At 72.6% G+C, this 19,094-nt stretch carries 14 protein-coding genes; 7 read left to right on the forward strand and 7 right to left on the reverse strand.

Annotated features, from left to right (window positions below; genetic code table 11):
• The first annotated feature begins 141 nt into the window (after window positions 1-141).
• From AB0J08_RS24080 to AB0J08_RS24105, 6 genes are all read left to right on the forward strand, one after another.
• Window positions 142-531, forward strand: a complete 390-nt coding sequence (locus AB0J08_RS24080; protein WP_360637866.1) for a hypothetical protein — start codon at window positions 142-144, stop codon at window positions 529-531.
• Between the two features lie 921 nt (window positions 532-1,452).
• Window positions 1,453-2,547 (forward strand): substrate-binding domain-containing protein, encoded by a 1,095-nt coding sequence (locus AB0J08_RS24085; protein ID WP_360637869.1) that lies wholly within the window; start codon window positions 1,453-1,455, stop codon window positions 2,545-2,547.
• Window positions 2,548-2,656: 109 nt separating this feature from the next.
• On the forward strand, window positions 2,657-3,445 hold the full coding sequence (locus tag AB0J08_RS24090; protein WP_360637872.1) for an ATP-binding cassette domain-containing protein: 789 nt from the start codon (window positions 2,657-2,659) through the stop codon (window positions 3,443-3,445).
• Window positions 3,442-4,704 carry a sugar ABC transporter permease gene (locus tag AB0J08_RS24095; protein ID WP_360637875.1) on the forward strand — a complete coding sequence of 421 codons (1,263 nt, stop codon included), beginning with the start codon at window positions 3,442-3,444 and terminating at the stop codon, window positions 4,702-4,704. The genes AB0J08_RS24090 and AB0J08_RS24095 overlap by 4 nt, the downstream gene beginning before the upstream one ends.
• A gap of 180 nt (window positions 4,705-4,884) precedes the next feature.
• Window positions 4,885-5,121, forward strand: a complete 237-nt coding sequence (locus AB0J08_RS24100) for a hypothetical protein (RefSeq protein ID WP_360637878.1) — start codon at window positions 4,885-4,887, stop codon at window positions 5,119-5,121.
• Between the two features lie 165 nt (window positions 5,122-5,286).
• On the forward strand, window positions 5,287-6,702 hold the full coding sequence (locus tag AB0J08_RS24105) for a pyridoxal-phosphate dependent enzyme (RefSeq protein WP_360637881.1): 1,416 nt from the start codon (window positions 5,287-5,289) through the stop codon (window positions 6,700-6,702).
• Between the two features lie 33 nt (window positions 6,703-6,735).
• On the opposite strand, the gene AB0J08_RS24110 is transcribed toward AB0J08_RS24105, so the two are convergent.
• The 4 genes from AB0J08_RS24110 to AB0J08_RS24125 all read right to left on the reverse strand — a co-directional run bounded on the left by AB0J08_RS24110 (window position 6,736) and on the right by AB0J08_RS24125 (window position 11,636).
• Window positions 6,736-8,223 carry a GH1 family beta-glucosidase gene (locus tag AB0J08_RS24110; protein ID WP_360637884.1) on the reverse strand — a complete coding sequence of 496 codons (1,488 nt, stop codon included), beginning with the start codon at window positions 8,221-8,223 and terminating at the stop codon, window positions 6,736-6,738.
• A 53-nt stretch (window positions 8,224-8,276) separates the two neighbouring features.
• Entirely contained in the window at window positions 8,277-9,221 is a 945-nt protein-coding gene (locus AB0J08_RS24115) for a carbohydrate ABC transporter permease (RefSeq protein WP_360637887.1), read from the reverse strand.
• 1 nt (window position 9,222) lies between these two features.
• Window positions 9,223-10,224, reverse strand: a complete 1,002-nt coding sequence (locus tag AB0J08_RS24120) for a sugar ABC transporter permease (protein ID WP_360637890.1) — start codon at window positions 10,222-10,224, stop codon at window positions 9,223-9,225.
• An 83-nt stretch (window positions 10,225-10,307) separates the two neighbouring features.
• Complete coding sequence (locus AB0J08_RS24125; protein WP_360637894.1) at window positions 10,308-11,636, reverse strand: ABC transporter substrate-binding protein; 1,329 nt, start codon at window positions 11,634-11,636, stop codon at window positions 10,308-10,310.
• A 571-nt stretch (window positions 11,637-12,207) separates the two neighbouring features.
• Here AB0J08_RS24125 and AB0J08_RS24130 point away from each other — a divergent pair.
• Complete coding sequence (locus tag AB0J08_RS24130; RefSeq protein WP_360637897.1) at window positions 12,208-13,269, forward strand: LacI family DNA-binding transcriptional regulator; 1,062 nt, start codon at window positions 12,208-12,210, stop codon at window positions 13,267-13,269.
• Between the two features lie 92 nt (window positions 13,270-13,361).
• Here AB0J08_RS24130 and AB0J08_RS24135 read toward each other — a convergent pair whose 3' ends face one another.
• From AB0J08_RS24135 to AB0J08_RS24145, 3 genes are all read right to left on the reverse strand, one after another.
• A complete protein-coding gene (locus tag AB0J08_RS24135; protein WP_360637900.1) occupies window positions 13,362-15,365 on the reverse strand; it encodes a glycoside hydrolase family 6 protein in 2,004 nt (667 codons plus the stop codon).
• A 343-nt stretch (window positions 15,366-15,708) separates the two neighbouring features.
• On the reverse strand, window positions 15,709-17,550 hold the full coding sequence (locus AB0J08_RS24140; RefSeq protein WP_360637903.1) for a cellulase family glycosylhydrolase: 1,842 nt from the start codon (window positions 17,548-17,550) through the stop codon (window positions 15,709-15,711).
• Between the two features lie 496 nt (window positions 17,551-18,046).
• On the reverse strand, window positions 18,047-18,994 hold the full coding sequence (locus AB0J08_RS24145; protein ID WP_360637906.1) for a LysR family transcriptional regulator: 948 nt from the start codon (window positions 18,992-18,994) through the stop codon (window positions 18,047-18,049).
• Window positions 18,995-19,094: the final 100 nt, after the last annotated feature.

The raw sequence follows: 19,094 nt of genomic DNA on the forward strand, positions 1-19,094 counted from the left end.
GGCCCGTCCGGGGGTGGGTGGCCCGTTGACCGGCCTCCCGCGGGCCGGGAATGGTGCGCTCGGGTGCGTTGTCGGGGCGGTGAACCGTTTCGGCGCGCGCCGTACGTGGGGAGGGCGCGGTCCCCGGCCTACGCTGCGCCAATGGTGGATCACCGGGAACTCTTCGAGGACGTGACAGCGGCCCTGGCCCGTGCCGGGTTCGACACCGAGCGGGGCCCCTCGGGCCTGCGGATCGGCCACCGGCCCCAGGGCGTGGTGGTCGGCTGGTCGCCGGGGGCCGACCAGGACGGCGGCCAGGGCGCGGGCGAGGCGCCGGAGCGGGAGGGCGGGGACGCGTCGCCGCCGGCCGAGGGCATTCGTACGGCGATGACGGGAGCGGTCGCCGTGGTGCTCAGGGAGTCCGGCTACCGGGTGGCCGAGGTCGGGCCGGGCGAGCTGCTGGTGACGGCCGGGCCCGGGGCGCCGGAGGACGCGGCGCGGCCGGACGGCCCGCAGGAGGCAGCCGCCGTTCCGGAGCAGTGGTGGGGCTGAGGGGGCGCGGCCGCGGGTGAACCCCCGGCGGCTTCGGCCCCGCGCTCCGGTCCTTCGTCCGGCCTCGGCGTGCGGTGGCAGGGTCCGCCCGTGCTCGCTGGGCCGCACGCCGCGCGCCAGGCGGTCGACCTGCGGCGCGCCGAACTCGGCTGCCGGGGTGGAGATCTGACGCGCTGATCGGCGATGTGTCCGCGCGGGCGGACCCGGGCGACGCGCTCGCGCGGGCGGACTCGGGCGGCCTGCCGGAAGGCCTCGTCCTCGCCACCCCCGCCATCCTCGCCATCCTCGCGACCCTGGCCGACGGGCCGCTCGCCGGAGCGGTGGCCCGCGGCCCGCAGCAAGGACTTCCCCGTCCGGCCGGCCGCCAGGGACCTCGGGCACCGGTGGGCGGCGGCCCGGTGCCGACCGCCGTCCGTGAGCTGCCGCTCGCCCACCCGGAGCCGGCCGAGGAGGACCTCGCCCGGGTGGTGGACGCCGTCCGCCGGTGGGGGTCCTTCGCGCGGGCCCGGGCGCTACGGGCCCGCGCGGTACGCCCGGCCACTGCCGACGGACCGTCAGATCGGCAGGCTTCCCCTCCGGTTGATCTAACTCTTGAACGCACTGGGCACTTTGCTCTGCTCTTGTCAAGACCGTGCAGTCAGGAGAGCGGGCGAGCGACCCTCTGGGTCCTTGGGCTCATTCTGACATTCGCACCAGGTGGGGACTGTCGAGGTGCGACCATTTGTCCGTTCTGTCATTTCCTGTCAGATTAGTACTTGGAGGTTCCTCCAAGCTTGGGTGACGGGTAAGCGTTCACGAAGATAACGAATAGATCTGATTCGTGAGGGCTTGGATTTACTTATTGACGTCATATGACGAAGCCGGATTAACTCCTCCCACCCCGCCGCAGCGCTGCGGCACCGTCACGGAGGCACTTCCCACATGAACGCAACGATGCGTCGCGTCGTCATTGGCACCGCAGCGGTCTCGATGGCCCTTTCCATGGCCGCCTGCGGCAAGGCCGGCAGTGACAAGAAGGACAGTGCGAGCTCCGGCGACAGCAAGTCGATCGGCCTGCTGCTCCCGGAGAACGCCTCCTCCACCCGTTACGAGTCCTTCGACCGGCCGTTCATCCAGGCGAAGGTCACCGCGCTCTGCCCGGACTGCAAGGTGCAGTACAGCAACGCCGAGGGCAGCGCCGCCAAGCAGAAGCAGCAGTTCGACACCCTGATCGCCCAGGGTGTGAAGGTGATCATCCTGGACGCCTTCGACGCCAAGTCCACCCAGTCCTGGGTGAAGGAGGCCGCGGACAAGGGCGTCAAGGTCATCGCCTACGACCGGCTCGCCACCGGCCCGGTCTCGGCCTACGTCTCCTTCGACAACGAGAAGGTCGGCGAGCTCCAGGGCCAGGCGCTGGTCGACGCGCTCGGTGCGAAGGCCGCCGACGCCAACATCATCATGATCAACGGTGACGAGGCCGACCCCAACGCGGCCCAGTTCAAGTCCGGCGCGCACAAGGTGCTCGACGGCAAGGTCAAGAAGGTGGTCTACGAGCAGTCCGGTGAGTGGAAGCCCACCGTCGCCGGCCAGAAGACCGGTGCCGCCATCACCCAGCTGGGCAAGGACGGCTTCCAGGCGGTCTACTCCGCCAACGACGGCATGGCGGGCGCCATCATCACCCAGCTGAAGGCCGCGGGCGTCAGCGTGCCGGTCGGCGGTCAGGACGCCGGCCTCGACGCCGTCCAGCGGATCGTCGCCGGCGACCAGGCCTACACCATCTACAAGGCCTACAAGCCGCTCGCCGACAGCGCCGCCGAGCTCGCCGTGAACCTCCTGCAGGGCAAGGACCTCAAGGCCGCGGCGCCGTCCACCGTGGACAGCGACACCGACAAGGGCATCCCGGCCAAGCTGCTGGAGCCCAAGGTCGTCACCAAGGCCAACATCAACGACACCGTCATCGCCGACGGCCTCTACAAGGCCGCGGACATCTGCACCGCGGACTTCGCCGCCGCCTGCACCACCGCCGGCGTCAAGTAGCGCGCCCGCCGGGCCCGAAGGCCACGGCGCCCCCCGTCCCGTGCGGGGGGCGCCGGCCCTCCTCCCCGCGCAGGAACCCCACCCCACCCCACGCACTACCCCGCAGGAGATGGTTCACGTGACAGGCGCACCCGTACTGGCGCTGCGCGCGGTCTCCAAGCGCTTCGGCGCTGTCCAGGCACTGACCGACGTCGACCTCGACGTCCATGCCGGTGAAGTCGTCGCGCTGGTCGGCGACAACGGCGCCGGCAAGTCCACCCTGGTGAAGACGATCGCAGGAGTTCACCCGATCGACGAGGGTGAAATCACCTGGGAGGGGCGCGCGGTGCGTGTCACCCGCCCCCAGGACGCCCAGGCACTCGGCGTCGCCACCGTCTACCAGGACCTCGCGCTCTGCGACAACCTCGACGTCGTCGCCAACCTCTTCCTGGGCCGCGAGCTGCGCCGCTTCGGCACGCTCGACGAGGTCGCCATGGAACGGCGCGCCAAGGAGCTCCTGGACACCCTCTCGATCCGCATCCCCAGCGTGCGGATCCCGATCGCCGCGCTCTCCGGCGGTCAGCGCCAGGTCGTCGCGATCGCCCGCGCCCTGGTCGGCGACCCGAAGATCGTCATCCTCGACGAGCCGACCGCGGCCCTCGGCGTCGAGCAGACCGCCCAGGTCCTCGACCTGGTCGAGCGGCTGCGCCAGCGCGGCCTCGGCGTCATCCTGATCAGCCACAACATGGCGGACGTCAAGGCGGTCGCCGACACCGTCGCCGTCCTGCGCCTGGGCCGCAACAACGGGGTCTTCCCGGTGGCCGACACCTCGCACGAGGAGATCATCTCCGCCATCACCGGCGCCACCGACAACGCCGTGACCCGGCGCCAGGCACGTATCGCGGAGGACGCGAAGTGAGCACCAGCCAGACCACCCCCACCAACGCCCCGGCACCGGCGGCCGACCCGCGCCTGCTGGTCCGCCAGGGCGGCGTCGCCGGCTACCTGGAGGAGTTCCGCCGCAAGATCAGGAGCGGCGACCTCGGCTCCCTGCCCGTCGTCGTCGGCCTGGTCCTCATCGCCGTCATCTTCCAGAGCGTCACCGGCCACTTCCTCCAGGCCGACAACCTGACCAACATCACCAAGTGGATCGCCGGTCCCGGTCTGATCGCGGTCGGCGTCGTCTTCGTCCTGCTGCTCGGGGAGATCGACCTCTCGCTGGGCTCCATAGCGGGCGTCTGCTCGGCCATCACCTCCGTCCTCGCGGTGCGCCAGGGGCTCAACGAGGGGCTGGCGATCCTGCTCGCCCTCGCCGTCGCGGTCGCCATGGGCGCCCTGCACGGCTTCTTCTTCGCCAGGATCGGCGTCCCCGCCTTCGTCGTCACCCTGGCCGGCATGCTCGCCTGGAGCGGCCTGCAGGACTACGTCCTCGGCAAGCTCGGCACCGTCAACAACATCAACGACGGGGTCGTCGCCAACCTGGACACCTACTTCCTGGGCGACGGCGACATCGCCTTCGCCTGGCTGGCCGCCGTCCTCGCGATCGGCCTGTTCCTCGGCGGCCAGCTCCTGGACGCCCGCCGCCGCACCGCCGCCGGCCTGCCCGCCCGCACCACCGGCGAGATCGCGCTGCGCACCGGCGCCCTCGCGGTGATCGCCCTGGCCGGCGCCTACACCCTGAACCAGGACAGCGGTCTGCCGCTGCCGCTGGTCATCCTGCTGGGCGTCGTCGTGCTGACCGACTTCGTGCTGCGCCGCACCTCCTACGGCCGGCAGATCTTCGCGGTCGGCGGCGGCATCGAGGCCGCCCGCCGCGCGGGCATCAACGTCGCCTGGGTCCGGATCTCGGTCTTCATGATCTCGGCCGGCCTGGCCGGCCTCGGCGGCCTGTTCATCGCCTCCCAGCAGGGCTCGGCAGACAAGACGCTGGGCAGCGGCAACGTCCTGATGAGTGCCATCGCGGCCGCCGTCATCGGCGGTACCAGCCTCTTCGGCGGACGCGGCAAGACCTGGTCGGCCCTGCTCGGCATCCTGGTCATCCAGTCCATCACCACGGGTCTGGACATGGTGCACGCCGCCCAGGCGATCCAGTACATGATCACCGGCGCCGTGCTGCTGGCCGCCGTCGTCCTGGACTCGGTCTCCCGCCGCACCCAGAAGTCCTCGGGACGCGGCTGACCGCCACCCCTCGAACGGCCCGGTACCCACCCCCACGGGTACCGGGCCTCCGGCGCGTCCGGGGCCGGTGTCCGGGACGTTCGTCCCTCCCGCCCGGGGCGGGTCGCCGCGCACCCTGGAGGAGAAGCGCCGGCCCGCGGAGGCCGGCGTCACGGACCGAGAGAGGGAAACGCGGCTTCCATGTCCGACGAGCTGATCGTGCACCGGATGGTGGACACCTTCTTCACCCACTGCCACAGCTGTGACGAGCCGCGCGACCCGAACTGCGACCCCCGCGCGCACTGGCGGCTCTACCTCGACCTCGACCCGGAGACCGTGCGGCGGATCCGGCACTGGGCACTCGACCCCGTGAACCCCGCCGGCACCGACACCGAACGCACCATGCTGCTGCACTGGCTCGACGCCCAGGAGGCGTGATCCGGGGGCCGGGGCAGGAGCCCGGCAGCGGGTCCTCTTGCGTCGGACGATCGTCCGGTGGAACCCTTTCGTCCCGGCGGCCGCGGCGGTCGCGGCGGTCGCGGCGTCCGCGCGAGCGGGCGTGCGAGCAGCCGTGGGCAGCGGGGTACCGGGACGAGGAGTCGCATGACGGTCCATGAATCGGTGGTCGACGCGATCGGCGGGACACCGCTGTTCCGGCTGGCCCGGCTCGGGGCCGGCCTCGCCGCCCCCGTGTACGCCAAGGCGGAGTTCCTCAACATCGGCGGGTCCGTGAAGGACCGTGCCGCGCTGTCGATGGTGTTGGCGGCCGAGCGGGACGGCCTGCTGCGGCCCGGCGGGACGATCATCGAGGCGACCTCCGGCAACACCGGGATCGGTCTCACCATCGTCGGCCGCCGGCGCGGCTACCGGGTGATCGCCGTAGTGGCCGACCGGGCCGCCGTCGAGAAGTCGGACATCCTGCGGGCCTACGGCGCGGAGGTGGTGCTCGCCCCGACCGCGGTGCCCGCCGAGCACCCGGACCACCTGTTCAACGTGGTGCGCCGGCTCGCCGAGGAGATTCCCGGTGCCTGGCTGGCCAATCAGTACGACAATCCCGCCAACCCGGACGCGCACGTGCAGACCACCGGCCCGGAGGTCTGGGAGCAGACCGCGGGCCGGGTCACCCACTTCGTGGCGGGGGTCGGCACCGGCGGCACGATCAGCGGCACCGGCGCCTTCCTCAAGAAGGTCTCCGGCGGCAGCGTCACGGTGGTCGGCGCGGACCCGGAGTCCTCCCGCTACGGCGGTGGCGACGGCAGCCCCTACTTCGTCGACAGCATCGGCCACTTCCTCCACCCCGGAACGGCCGAGGACCGCTGGCCGGACTCCTACCACCGCGAGGTCGTCGACCGCTTCGAACGGATCCCCGACCGGGAGTCGCTGCTGACCGCCCGGCGGCTGGCCCGAGAGGAGGGACTGCTGGCCGGCCCCTCCTCGGGCACGGCGGTGGCGGCCGCGCTCCGGGTGGCGCGCGGGCTCGGACCGGAGGACCTCGTCGTGGTGCTGCTGCCGGACTCCGGCCGGTCCTACCTCTCCAAGCTGTACAGCGACGACTGGCTGCGCCGCTGGGGGTTCCTGGAGGAGCGCCGCACCGCCGACGACACCGAGCCGACCGTCCGGGCCGTGCTGGAGGCCGCCGCCGGGCGGTCCGCCGGGCCCGGCGGACTGATCACGGTCGCCTCGGACGCCTCGCTCGCCGAGGCCCTCGCCGTGCTGCGCGAGGTGCCCGGCGGCGTCGCCCCCGTGGTGCTGGCCCGCCCGGAGCGCCCGTACGGGGTCAGTGCGACGGAGGTGCTCGGCTCGCTCTCCTCGGCCGCCGTCGAGCGCGCGGTCACCGAGGGCCGGGCGGCGCCGGGCAGCCCGGTCGCCGGCCTGCTGGGCCCCGCCCTGCCGACGGTCGGCGTCGGCCAGCCGCTCTCCGAGGCCAGGCAGGCGCTGGGGCCCGGCCAGGACGCCGCGCTCGTCCTGGCCGACGGCCGGGCCGTGGCCCTGGTGCACCGGAGCGAACTCGGGGCCTGAGGGCAGGTGGCGCGCGGGCGGGCCGCCCGGCGCTCAGTCGATTCCGCCCCGGCGGATCACCTCGGCGTACCAGTGGGCGCTGGCCTTCGGGGTACGGGCGAGCGTGTCGTAGTCCACGTGGACGGCGCCGAACCGCTTCGCGTACCCGTAGGCCCACTCGAAGTTGTCGAGCAGCGACCAGAGGTAGTAGCCGCGGACGTCGGCACCCGCCTCGACGGCCTGGTGGATGGCGGCGAGGTGGGCGCGGATGTAGGCGATCCGCTCGGGATCGTCGATGCTGCCGTCGGCGCCGACCACGTCCTCGAAGGCGGCGCCGTTCTCGGTGACGAGGAGCGGCAGTCCGTGCTCCCGGTGCAGCGAGGTCAGCAGATCGGTCAGGCCCGACGGGTCGATCGGCCACCCCATGGCGGTGAGTTCGCCGGGCGCGCGGTGGAAGGAGACGTCGTCGGCGCCCGGCCAGGGGGAGTGCTCGCTGTCGCCGTGGCCGTCGTGGCGGGTCGCGTTCTCGGTGTCGCGGTCGGCGGAGACCACCGTCGGCGTGTAGTAGTTCAGCCCGAGCAGGTCGATGGGGCGGGAGATCTCGGCGAGGTCGCCGTCGCGCACCAGGGTGTCCCAGTCGACCAGGTGGGCGGTGTCGGCGAGCAGGTCCTCCGGATAGGCGCCGGAGAACAGCGGGCCGGTGAAGATCCGGTTGCCCACCGCGTCGATGCGGCGGGCCGCCGCCAGGTCGTCGGGGTGGCCGCTGAGGGGGCGGACGGCGTGCAGGTTGAGCGAGACGGCGATCTCGGCGGCGGACGGCAGCGCGGCGCGCAGGGCGCCGACGGCGAGGCCGTGGCCGAGGTTGAGGTGGTGGGCGGCCCGCAGCGCGTCGGCGGGGTTGGTTCGGCCGGGGGCGTGGACGCCGGAGCCGTAGCCCAGGAAGGCGCTGCACCAGGGCTCGTTGAGGGTGACCCAGGTGTCGATCCGGTCGCCCAGGGCCTGCGCCGCGAGTGCGGCGTAGTCGGCGAAGCGTTCGGCGTTGTCCCGTGCGGGCCAGCCGCCGACGTCCTCCAGGTGCTGCGGAAGGTCCCAGTGGTAGAGGGTGGCGACCGGCCGGATGCCGTGTGCCGCGAGTTCGTCGGCCAGGGCCCGGTAGAAGTCCAGGCCGCTTTCGAGGGCGGGGCCGCGGCCGGTGGGCTGGATGCGGGGCCAGGAGAGCGAGAACCGGTAGGAGGTGAGGCCGAGTCGGGCCATCAGCCGGATGTCCTCGCGGAACCGGTGGTAGTGGTCGACCGCCACGTCACCGGTGTGCCCGCCGGCGGTCCGGCCGGGGGTGTGGCTGAAGGTGTCCCAGATCGACGCCGTCCGGCCGCCCTCGGCGGTGGCGCCCTCGATCTGGTAGGCGGCGGTGGCGGCGCCCCAGCGGAAGCCGGGCGGGAAGGCGCGGGCGGGGGGTTCGGGTGTGCTGAGGGCGGCCGGAGCGGCGGCGGCGCGGTCGGCAGGAGTTGCCGTGGTGCGGGCGGGCGGCACGGTGGAGGTCATGTCGTGATGCTCCTGGGAGGCGTGGTCGGTGGGGGTGGGTGGGGCGGCCCGGGTCAACTCTTGACGGCGCCGGCGGTGATGCCCCCGACGATGTGCCGGCCCAGGACGGCGAACAGCAGCAGCAGCGGCAGCGTGCCGACGAGGGCGCCGGTCATGATGACCGCCTGGTTGACTTCGTAGGCGCTGCCGCCGCCGATGGCGGACAGCGCGACCTGGACGGTCGGGTTCCGCTGGGTCAGGACCACGAACGGCCAGAAGAAGTCGTTCCAGGACTGCACGAAGACCAGCATGCCCAGCACGGCCATCGCGGGCCGGGCCACCGGCAGTACGACGTGCCAGACGATCCGCAGGCTGTGGGCGCCGTCCACCCGGGCCGCCTCGATCAGCTCCAGGGGCAGCGCCTCGGCGAGGTACTGCCGCATGAAGAACACTCCGAAGGCGGCCACCAGCGACGGGAGCACGACGGCCTTCAGCTGGTTGCCCCAGCCCAGGTCGGTGATGATCCGGTAGAGCGGGATGACGCTGAGCTGCGGGGGGATGGTCATGGTGGCGACGACGAGGGTCAGCAGGGCGCCCCGGCCGCGGAACGCCAGCTTGGCGAAGGCGAAGCCGGCCAGGGTGGAGAACGCGACCGTGCTCAGCGCGACGCAGCCCGCCACGATCGTGGAGTTGAGCAGTGCCCGGCCGAGGTCGGCCTGCTCCCAGGCGGTGACGATGTTGGTCCAGAGCGATCCGCCGGGGAGCAGCGGCGGCGGGGCCTGGGCCACCCGCTCCCCGGTGGAGGAGGCGGCGACGAAGGTCCAGTACAGGGGGAACAGCGAGAGCACGGCGGCGGCGATCAGCACCGCGTAGGTGAGTGGTCCGGCCTTGTCCTGCTCCCCGGCACCGGGTCGCAGCCGGCGCCCGGCGGCGCGGAGCCGGTCCGTGAAGCGGGCAGGTGGTTGCTGGGCGGGGGCGGCCGGGTGCGCCGTCGGTGTGGAGTCGAGGGTGGCGGTCATGTCAGCTCCCCTGCTTGGCACGGCCCCGGCGGGCGAGCAGCAGCTGGACGGCGCCGATCACCAGCAGGATCAGTAGCATTGTCCAGGCGACCGCCGCCGACCGCCCCAACTGGCGGCTCGGCCAGCCGAGTTCGTACATGTAGAGACCGAGTGTCTGGAACTGGTGGGCGGAGCCGCCGCTGATCCCGACGCCACCGCCGAAGAGCAGGGGTTCGCCGAACAGCTGGGTTGCCCCGATGGTCGAGACGATCACCGTGAAGAGGATGGTCGGGCGGATGGACGGCACGGTGATCCGGGTGAGCTGCTGCCAGCGGGAGGCGCCGTCCAGGCTCGCCGCCTCGTAGAGGTCCTTCGGGACGGCCTGCATCGCGGCCAGGTAGATCAGCGCGTTGTAGCCCGTCCAGCGCCAGGTGACGATGGTGGAGACGGCGATCTGCGAGGGCCAGGTGTCGGCGTACCAGTCCGTCCGGTCGACGCCGACCAGTGAGAGCAGCCAGTTCACCAACCCGTAGTCGGGGTTGAACAGTTGGACGAAGACCAGGGTGGCCGCCGCGATCGAGGTGGCGTACGGCGCCAGGATCGCGACCCGCAGGAAGCCCCGGCCGCGCAGGCGGTAGTTGAGCAGGTGGGCCAGGCCGAGCGCCATGAGCAGCTGCGGCACGGTGGAGAGCACCCCGATGGTGAAGGTGTTGAGCAGGGCGGTGCGGAACTGCTCCGTCCCCCAGAGCCGGGTGTAGTTGCCCAGCCCGCGCCACTCCATCACGTCGGGGTCGAGCAGGTCGACCCGGTGCAGGGAGAGCCAGCCGGTCCACAGCAGGGGGAACAGGCCGAAGGCCGCGAAGCAGAGGAAGAAGGGCGCGATGTACGCGTAGGGCGATGCCTTGAGGTCCAGGCGGTGCAGGCGCGAGCGCCAGGCCGGGCGCGGCGGCGCGGGGGCGCGGCGACCCGCGGGTGCGGGCGGGGGCGGTCCGCTGTCGCTCGCGGGCCGGTGGGTGGTGGCCACGGGGGAGTCCTTCCAGGGTGGCTGGCCGGGCCGGTCCGGACCCCGGACGAGCCCGGACCTGAGACGGCCGGACGGGGCGGCGCTCAGCCGTTGACCTTGTCGTCGATCAGCTTGGTGACGTTGGCCCAGGCCTTGGCGGGGTCGGTGCCGTGCTGCTCGATGTCGAGGATTCCGTTGTCCGTGATGGCGGTCTTGACCGTGCCGTCGTACTCGCCGATCGGCGCCGTCGCGATGGTCTGCGCGGCGGAGGCGAAGATCCGACCGGTCGGCGTGGTGCCGAAGTAGTCCAAGGTGGCGTTCTGGACGGCGGGCTGCTGCAGCGCCGCGGTCGTCGAGGGCAGGTTGCCGACCTTGGCGAAGACCTTGGCCTGCTGCTCGGGCGCGGTCAGCCAGGCGGCCAGCGCGGCGGCCTCCTTCTGGTGCTTGCCGGCCTTGGGCACGGTCAGGAAGGCGCCGCCCCAGTTGGAGGCCACCGGCGCCTGGGCGATGTCCCACTTGCCGCGGCCCGAATCGCCGGAGTACTTGCTGATGATGCCGGTCATCCAGGACGGGCAGACCACGGTGGCGAACCGGGCGTTGGTGAAGGCGGTGTTCCAGTCGTCCTGGAACTGCCGCAGGCCGGCACTGATCCCGGCGTGGGACGCGTCCACGGCGGTCGTCCAGGCCTTCTTCACGCCGGGGCTGTCCCGGTAGACGAGCTTGCCGGAGGCGTCCGAGTACTGCTGGGGCTCCGCGGAGAGGGCCGCGTTGAACAGGCCGCTCGCCGAGTCGGTGAAGAAGGTGCCGGCCGGGGCCTTCGCCTGGTACTGCTTGCCGGCCTCCACGAACTTCGTCCAGTCCCCGTTCCAGAGCTTGCCGACGGCCTCGCGGTCGGTGGGCAGGCCGGCCTGCTCGAAGAGGTCCTTGCGGTAGCAGACGGCCATCGGGCCGACGTCCGTGCCCAGACCGATCAGGGCGCCCTTGGCGGTGGTGGCCTGCTTGGCCTTCCACGGGAGCCAGGCGTCGGGCCGCACGCCCTCCACCTTGGAGAGGTCCGTGAACTTGTCGCCGAGCGTGCCGGTGGCCTGGGCGATGTAGCCGACCTCGACGGCCTGGATGTCGTTGAGACCGCTGCCGGAGGCCAGGTGGGTGGCCAGGGCGTCCCAGTACTTCTGGCCGTCCTGGACGGTCTCGTACCGGATGGTGATCGAGGGGTGGGCGGCCATGTACTCGTCGTACAGGCCGGCCTCGCGGTAGCCGAAGGTGCCGAAGTCGCCGACGGAGAGCGTGATCTTGGCGCCGTCGCCGGCGGACGATCCGGCGGCCGGGTCGCTGCCGGAGCCGCTGGAGCAGGCGGTGAGCAGGAGCGCGGAGAGGGCCAGGACGGCGGTGGCGGGGACGGCCCGGCGGCGTGCGCGGGTGGTGGGACGCATGGGGGTTCTCCTCGGTGCCTTTTGGGTGCGCGAGTGCTGAAGCGTGGGCTCGTGCGGTTGGGCTTGGGACCGGGCGTGCGCCCGGGTCCGGTTTTCATGGGCCCGGGTCCGGTTCTTGGTGGGTCCGGTCCTTGGGTGGGGTGGTTCTTGGTGGGTGTGGTTCTCGGGCCGGCTCGGTGCTGCCGGTGGTGCGTCGGTCCGTTCGAGCTGCCCGGTTCGGCTGCCGCGACAGTGACCTGATGTCACGTCAGGCATTTGTCCGCCGGCCTTGGGGTGGGCCGCCCGGGCTTTGGGTGGGCGCCGGAGGCTGGCTCCTGCGGCGGTGGGCCGCTAGGGTGAACGCTCCACTGTGGGAGCGCTCCCAAGCGATAGAGGAAGGTTGCTGGGTGAGCGGGCCGAGTGTCAAGGCTGATCGCGCCTTCCGTTGCGGGAACGTGTCCTGCGGCCGGGTGGCCCGCCGAGACCGTCACCCGACCCTCGCGCCCGCACCGTGTCGCGGTGGAGGAGGATGGTCCCCGGGCGCCCGCCCGGCGCGGCGGCCCCGGGTGGCGAGGTCTTGGAGAGGTGGACGATGGGACAGGCGGCGAGCGGGACTGCCGGCGCGTCGGGCGGTGGGTCGCGGGGCCCGGCCCGGCCGACCCTGGAGGAGGTGGCCGCCCTCGCGGGCGTGGGCCGGGGCACGGTGTCCCGGGTGGTCAACGGCTCGCCCCGGGTGAGCGACAAGGCCCGCGCGGCCGTCCAGGCGGCGATCGCCGAGCTCGGCTATGTCCCGAACCGGGCGGCGCGCGCCCTGGTCACCTCCCGGACCGACGCGGTCGCCCTGGTCGTCCCGGAGGCGGAGACCAGGCTCTTCTCCGAGCCCTACTTCTCCGACATCATCAGCGGGGTCGCGGCCGAACTCAGCGAGACCGACATGCAGTTGCTGCTGATCCTGGTCCGCAACCAGCGCGAGCGGGACCGGCTGGCCACATATCTGGCGGCCCAGCGGGTCGACGGCGTGCTGCTCGTCGCGGTGCACCGCGACGACCCGCTGCCGGGCCTGCTGGAGAGCCTGGAGATCCCCTCGGTGCTGGCCGGCCGGCGCAACGACCACGAGGTCCTCAGCTACGTCCACGCCGACAACGCGGGCGGCGCGCGGATGGCCGTCCGGCATCTGCTGCGGCGCGGCTGCGCCCAGGTGGCCACCATCACCGGCCCCTTGGACATGGAGGTGGCGCTGGCGCGCCTGGACGGCTACCGGCGGGCCCTGGAAGAGGCCGGGCGGCCGTACGACGAGGACCTCGTCGCTCTGGCCGACTTCACCGAGGAGGGCGGTCGGCGGGCGATGCGGACCCTGCTGGAGCGGCGGCCCGACCTGGACGCGGTGTTCTGTGCCTCGGACGTGATGGCCGCCGGGGCCATGCAGGTGCTCCGCGGCGCCGGCCGGCGGGTGCCGGACCAGGTCGCGGTGATCGGCTTCGACGACTCGATCGTGGCCCGGCACACGGAGCCACCGATGACCAGTGTCCGCCAGCCGATCGAGGAGATGGGACGGACGATGGCCCGGCTCCTCCTGGAGGAGATCGCCGGGCGGCACCGGGGCAGCCGGCAGGTGGTGCTGGCGACGGAGTTGGTGGTCCGGGACTCCGCCTGACCGTCGGGTGCGCCGCGCGGCGGTGGCGCCGGGCGCAGCGGCCGGTGCCGGCCCCGCCGTGGTGGCGGAGCCGGCACCGGCCGGTCGGGGCGTCAGAGCGCGGTGCAGCTCAGCGTCGGCGCGGTGTTGCTGCCGGAGTAGCCGGCGCTCAGTCCGAAGCCGGTGCTCGCGCCCGCCGCCAGCGCGCCGTTGTACGAGGCGTTGGTGACACTCACGCCGGTGCCGGACTGGGTGAGGACGCCGTTCCAGGCGTTGCCGACCTGCTGGGTGCCGCCCCAGGTCCAGGTGACCTTCCAGCCCGTGGTGGCGGCCGTACCGGTGTTGGTGACGGTGACGTCGGCGTTGAAGCCGCTGCCCCAGTCGTTGCTGACGCGGTAGGCGGCGGTGCAGCCGGCGCTGCCGCCACCGCCGCCGGCGGCGGCCGTGGTCACGGTGAGCGCCGCCGAGGCCGCCGAGGCGTTGCCCGCCGCGTCATGCGCGACCACGGTGTAGCGGTAGGCGGTCGAGGCGGTCAGGCCGGTGTCGGTGAACGTGGCGCCCGAGGTCGAGCCGACCGCCGTGCCGTTGCGGTAGACGTCGTACCCGGTGACCCCGACGTTGTCGGTCGAGGCCGTCCACGCCAGCGAGACGGTGGTGGCCGTGGCGGCGGTGGAGCGGAGCCCGGCCGGGGTGCTGGGCGGCGTGGTGTCGCCGGCGCTGCCACCGGTCACGGGCGGGTAGGCGTTCTTCAGCAGCTCACGGAACTGGGCGGAGAACCAGGAGCCGGCCAGCGGCGCGTTCGGCAGGGCGCCGGACATCTGGAAGTTGTTGCGGACGTTGCCGGTGTACGTCGGGTCGCACATCCGGTCGAAGCCCTTCCCCTCGTCGTTGGGAACGGGCTGGCTGTTGCCGTCCGACTCGCCCGGGGGCTTCACCCACACGTAGGCGTCGATGCCCGGCTCGGGTGCGGTCCGCGGGCGCTCGCCGAGGCCGGCCCCGGACTGGTTGCACCAGTTGCCGGTCTGGAACCGGCGGTCGATCCGGCCGCCGTCCACGTAGCTGTCGACGCTGGTCCGGGCGCCCGGGCCGGTGGGTCGGGCCGTGCCGCCCCAGCCGTTGCGCGAGGTGTCGACCAGCATGCCGACGCCCGGGTCGAAGCCGGCGGCGACGGCCTTCTGCCGGAACGCCTGGGCGTAGGAGAGCTCGTCGACGTAGCGGTTCCAGTCCACCCACTTGCTCTGGCGTACCGAGGTGCCGTTCACGGAGTCGTCGATGGTGTAGTAGGGCTCGTGCAGGGCCGAGTAGTTGGCGGTGTTCACGACGAAGCCGTGCACGTTGGCGGTGGTGGAGCCGGAGGCCGTCGCGGCCTGGTGGAGCACGTCGACGGCGGGGCCGAGGTTGGAGTCCCAGCCGAGCCAGCCGTGGTGGCCGGCGTCGACGTAGTTGTAGACGTTGGAGATGGCGCCCAGCTTGGCCAGCGCGTAGCCGACGCCGTTGATGTAGTTGCCGTTGGCCTTCATGGTGTCGCACTGCGGGGTGGCGGTGGCGGTGCCGCCCGCATTGGTCACCAGGTTCGGCAGCGAGTCGAGCTCGACGGTGGTGACGATCCGCAGACCGGCGTAGGCCGGGTCGGCCAGAACGGCCGCGATCGGGTCGATGAACTCCGTCCGGTAGCGGCCGATCTCGGTCGGGCCGAGCTCGCCGTTGGAGGAGAGGGCTGCGCAGTCGCGGCCGGGCAGGTCGTAGACGACGAGCTGGACGACGAAGGGTTTGCCCGCCGCCTGCCGGACGGCGTTGTCGAGGTGTGCGCGAAGCCCCTGGTGACCGGGGGTGCCGGTGATCGCGGCGATGCGGTCGAGCCAGATGGCGGTCGGCTGGTCGGCTACGGCGCTGCCGCCGGGTTCGGCGGCGGCGTTCGCGGCCCAGTCGGGGTTCACGTAGACGCCCGCGCCGACGTACGGGTTGTCGACGCGGGCGTCGGCGGCCTGGGCCGGAGCGGCGGCGGCGACGGGCAGCAGGGTGGCGGCGCCGAGCGCCGCGACGGCGGCGAAGGCGCGCAGCCGGTGGAGTACGGGCCTGCGGCGGGCGTGCCCGCTGCTGGGGTGGCCGGAAGACATGGGGGGAGTCCTTTCGGGTGGGGGACACAGGGGTGGGGCTGTGTCGGACCACCGGAGTGGGATCGCTCCCATAGGTGCGGATGGGCGATCCCTGCCTGGCTTCTCCGATGGGCGGCCCAAGCAGTCGAACGAAGTAAGTGTGATCTTCAATTCGCCTGCTGTAGTAGCGAGATGGGGTCAAACCCCGGCTCTCCGCTATCAACCCATGAACGCTCGGTGGGCGTCAAGGCGTTCGACACAAGTGGTGGGAGCGCTCCCGCACTTGGCTGGTCGATGAGTCCTGGGTCTGAATCGGGAGTGTTCGACCGGCGGCCGCGGGGCCGGCGGGAGGGAGGTGCTGCCGTCAGGAGACGACGGTGCAGCTCGGCGCCGGTGGGGACGCGCCGAGCCGGCCGCTGCCCTGGAGGCCGAAGGTCGTCGAACCGCCCGGAGCCAGGGCGCTGTTGTACGACAGGCCGGTGGCGGAGACGGCGCCCGGGGACTGGGTGACGGTGGCGTTCCAGGAACCGGCCACCTGCACGCCGGCGGGCCAGGCCCAGGCGGCGGTCCAGGACGTGGCGGCGGTGCTCCCGGTGTTGGTGACCGTCACGGTCGCCGTGAACCCCGCGTCCCACTGGTTGTCCGTGTGCCAACTGGCGGTGCAGCCGCCGCCGTTGGAAGGTCCGGTGGTGGTCACGGTCGTCGCTCCGGAGTGGGCGGAGACGTTCCCGGCGGCGTCCCGGGCCGTGACGGTGTAGGAGTAGGCGGTGGCCGGATCGAGGCCGGTGTCGGTGTAGGTGGTGCCCGTCACCGTGCCCACCGTCGTGGCGCCCCGGTGGACGTCGTAGGCGATGACGCCCGTGTCGTCCTGGGAGGCGGTCCAGCGGAGGGTGGCGGTGGTGGCGGAGACACCGGTCGCCGTGAGGCCGGTGGGGGCCGTCGGCGGACGGGTGTCGCCGCCGGCACCGGCGGCGAACCCCGGGGCCTTGACGGCGGTGAGGTAGCCGTCCTTCACGGTGTCGACGCTCGTCCAGTCGTCCTTGAGGATGCCGCCGGTGTCGCCCGAGTTCGGGTTCCACGACCAGAACGTCCAGGAGAAGGCGTCGGCGCCCACCTGTGCGGTCGGCCGCAGGTACTGGGTGAGCGCGGTCAGCCACGTCCGGTCGGCGGCTGCCTGCAGCGTGCTGCCGAACTCGCCGACCCACACCGGGGCGATGTTCTGCCGGAACAGGTAGCCCCAGTACGAGTCCCACACCGCGGGCAGGTTGGCGGGGAAGGCGGGGTCGTCGAACCACGGCTGGCGTCCCACGCTCGTGGCGTACTCGTGCGGCGAGTAGACGAGTCGGTTCGGCACGCTCAGCCGGACCGGGTACGTGGCGGCGCCCTGGAGGTTGCCGCCCCACCAGGTCGAGCTGCCGTTGAAGCTCTGCACGCCCTCGACGAGGACGAGCAGCGAGGGGTTGGCCGCCAGGACGGCCTCGCCGCCGCGCTCGGCCGCCAGGCGCCAGTCCGCGGCCGGATCGCCGCAGCCCCAGCAGGCCGGGTCGTGCGGCTCGTTGTGCAGGTCGATGCCGATCACGGTGGGGTTGCCGGCGTAGCGCGCGGAGATCGCCCGGAGGTCGGCGAGCCAGGTGCTCTCCGGGACGGCGCTGGTGTACCAGAGCGCCGACTGCCCACCGGCGTCGGGGCGGTGGCGGTCGAGGATCACCTTGAGGCCGGCGGCTCCGGCGCGGTCGACGATCCGGTCCATCACCTGCAGGGAGGTGAGGCCCTGGAGGTCGGCGTTCATGCCGCCGGAGTGGTTGACGCCGGTCGGCACGGAGCCGCGGAAGATGTCGTCGCTGTACGGCAGGCGGATGGTGTTGAAGCCGAGCGAGCGCATCTGGTCGATCATGCTGCCGTAGTCGCGGGTCCAGAGCCCGTGCGGGACGTGGTCGGCCGTCTCGAAGCCGAACCAGTTGACGCCGGCGATCCGGACGGGCCGGTCGGCCTCGTCGAGCAGGAGGCGCCCGTTGGTGTGCCAGTAGCCGGAGCCGGGCGTGGTGGTGGCGGTGCTGGCGGCGGTGCTGGTGGTGGCGGCTCGGGGCTCGGGAGCGCCGGTCCGGAGGACGGGGCCGGCCTGGGCGGGCAGGGCCGGCAGGAGCGCGGCCGCCACGAGGGCGAGTGTTGCCGCGGCCCTGCGCAGTCGGCGTATCGGGTGGGACACGTCGGTCTTCCTCTCCGAGGAGTGCGGTGGATGGTCCGAGCGGGCCATCCACCGGTTGAGGGGCACCGGCCGGGAGAAGGGGGCGCAAGCTGCGGGAGCGCTCCCATTCTTGGGTGGAGCGAGGTCCCGGTGATTCCGGGGGGTGCGGGCCGGTGCGGTGTCGTCGCTGGGTGGTACGCCGTCCATGGGGCGGTGCGCCGTCGGTGGACGATGCGCCGTCGATGGGCAATGCGTGACGATCGAAGGGCGGGGCGGTCGCCCGACTCAGGGCGGAGGGAGCTCCGCCGACGATGTTCGAACCATGCGACGTTCACCACATGAAATCGACAACCCGCCGAAGGCGTCAAGAAGGCTGACAGCGTTCAATTCTTGTGGGGCGAAGGCGATCGCCGGGCCTACGGTGCTCGCGTGCTTCCGGCGACCGCTACCGCCGAAACCCGTTCACCGGTTTCTCCCCGCCCGGCGTCGCAGGTCACGGCGCGGCCCCGCCGGGGCGCTACCGGGGTGACGGGCGCTGGGCCCATGCCGGTGTCCACGTGCCCGCGCGGGGGTGGTCCGGCCGTGCGGAAGCGAGGTGGCGGCGGAGCGCGGCGAGTGCGGGGTGCGGGTTGTCGCCGCGCCAGATCAGCGAGTGCGGATAGACCGGTGTCGGCCGGTGCACGGTGATGCGCCGCAGGTCGAAGTGGGCGGGCCAGACGAGCCGGTCGTCCGTGCCGACGAAGGTCGCCAGCGTCGGGGTGCCGGCGATCACTTCGAGGAGGGCGTCAGAGCCGAAGTTGGGGCCGATGGCGTCGATGGTGAGCCCGAACTCGGCGGCGAGGTCGGCGTAGTAGGCGGCCCACTCGGTGCCGGGGACGATGCCGGGAATCCAGATCCTGTGCCCGGCGAGGTCGGCGAGCGTGACCGCGGGGGCGGTGGCGAGCTCGTGGTCCGGGCCGGTGAGGAGTTGGAGGGGGTCGTCGAGCACGCGGACGGTCTCGATGCCGTCGGGGAGTTGCTGGGCGGGGAGGGTGACGGCGCGGAAGGACGCGTCGATCGCGCCGGAGCCGACGGCGGCGATCGCGGCGTCGGCGTCGAGGAGCCGGGTCACGACGTCGAGTTCGACCTGGGGATGCGCGCGGTGGAAGTCGCGCAGCAGGTGCGCGGGTGCGATCCGCGCGCTGATCACGTCGACGCGCAGGGCACGGCGGCCGGGTCGCACCGAGTCGGCCGCCCGCTCCGCCGCGTCGAGGAGGGCGCGGGCGTGCGGCAGGAACGCCTGCCCGTCGATGGTCAGCCGGGCGCCGCGGGTGGTGCGGGTGAACAGCCGGACGCCGAGATCCTCCTCCAGCGCGGCGATCCGCTTGGAAACGGCCTGCTGGGTGATCGACAGGTCGGCGGCGGCGTCCTGGAACCGGCCGGCCTCCGCTGCGGCGACGAAGGTGCGCACGGCATCGAGGTTCATGTCCACCCACCCTAGCTCCCTGGACAACACTCCGTTGTGGCCGGCGGGCAATGGGTTGTTTGACCTGCGGATCTGCCCTTCGATTTGATCTCGACGATCA

The organism is Kitasatospora sp. NPDC050463, from assembly GCF_040655255.1.
Lineage (GTDB): Bacteria > Actinomycetota > Actinomycetes > Streptomycetales > Streptomycetaceae > Kitasatospora.

Coding starts and splice junctions, on each gene's coding strand:
- AB0J08_RS24080 (WP_360637866.1), top strand. CDS start 142: ATGGTGGATCACCGGGAACTCTTCGAGGACGTGACAGCGGCCCTGGCC.
- AB0J08_RS24085 (WP_360637869.1), top strand. CDS start 1,453: ATGAACGCAACGATGCGTCGCGTCGTCATTGGCACCGCAGCGGTCTCG.
- AB0J08_RS24090 (WP_360637872.1), top strand. CDS start 2,657: ATGGTTCACGTGACAGGCGCACCCGTACTGGCGCTGCGCGCGGTCTCC.
- AB0J08_RS24100 (WP_360637878.1), top strand. CDS start 4,885: ATGTCCGACGAGCTGATCGTGCACCGGATGGTGGACACCTTCTTCACC.
- AB0J08_RS24105 (WP_360637881.1), top strand. CDS start 5,287: ATGACGGTCCATGAATCGGTGGTCGACGCGATCGGCGGGACACCGCTG.
- AB0J08_RS24110 (WP_360637884.1), bottom strand. CDS start 8,223: ATGACCTCCACCGTGCCGCCCGCCCGCACCACGGCAACTCCTGCCGAC.
- AB0J08_RS24115 (WP_360637887.1), bottom strand. CDS start 9,221: ATGACCGCCACCCTCGACTCCACACCGACGGCGCACCCGGCCGCCCCC.
- AB0J08_RS24125 (WP_360637894.1), bottom strand. CDS start 11,636: ATGCGTCCCACCACCCGCGCACGCCGCCGGGCCGTCCCCGCCACCGCC.
- AB0J08_RS24130 (WP_360637897.1), top strand. CDS start 12,208: ATGGGACAGGCGGCGAGCGGGACTGCCGGCGCGTCGGGCGGTGGGTCG.
- AB0J08_RS24135 (WP_360637900.1), bottom strand. CDS start 15,365: ATGTCTTCCGGCCACCCCAGCAGCGGGCACGCCCGCCGCAGGCCCGTA.
- AB0J08_RS24145 (WP_360637906.1), bottom strand. CDS start 18,994: ATGAACCTCGATGCCGTGCGCACCTTCGTCGCCGCAGCGGAGGCCGGC.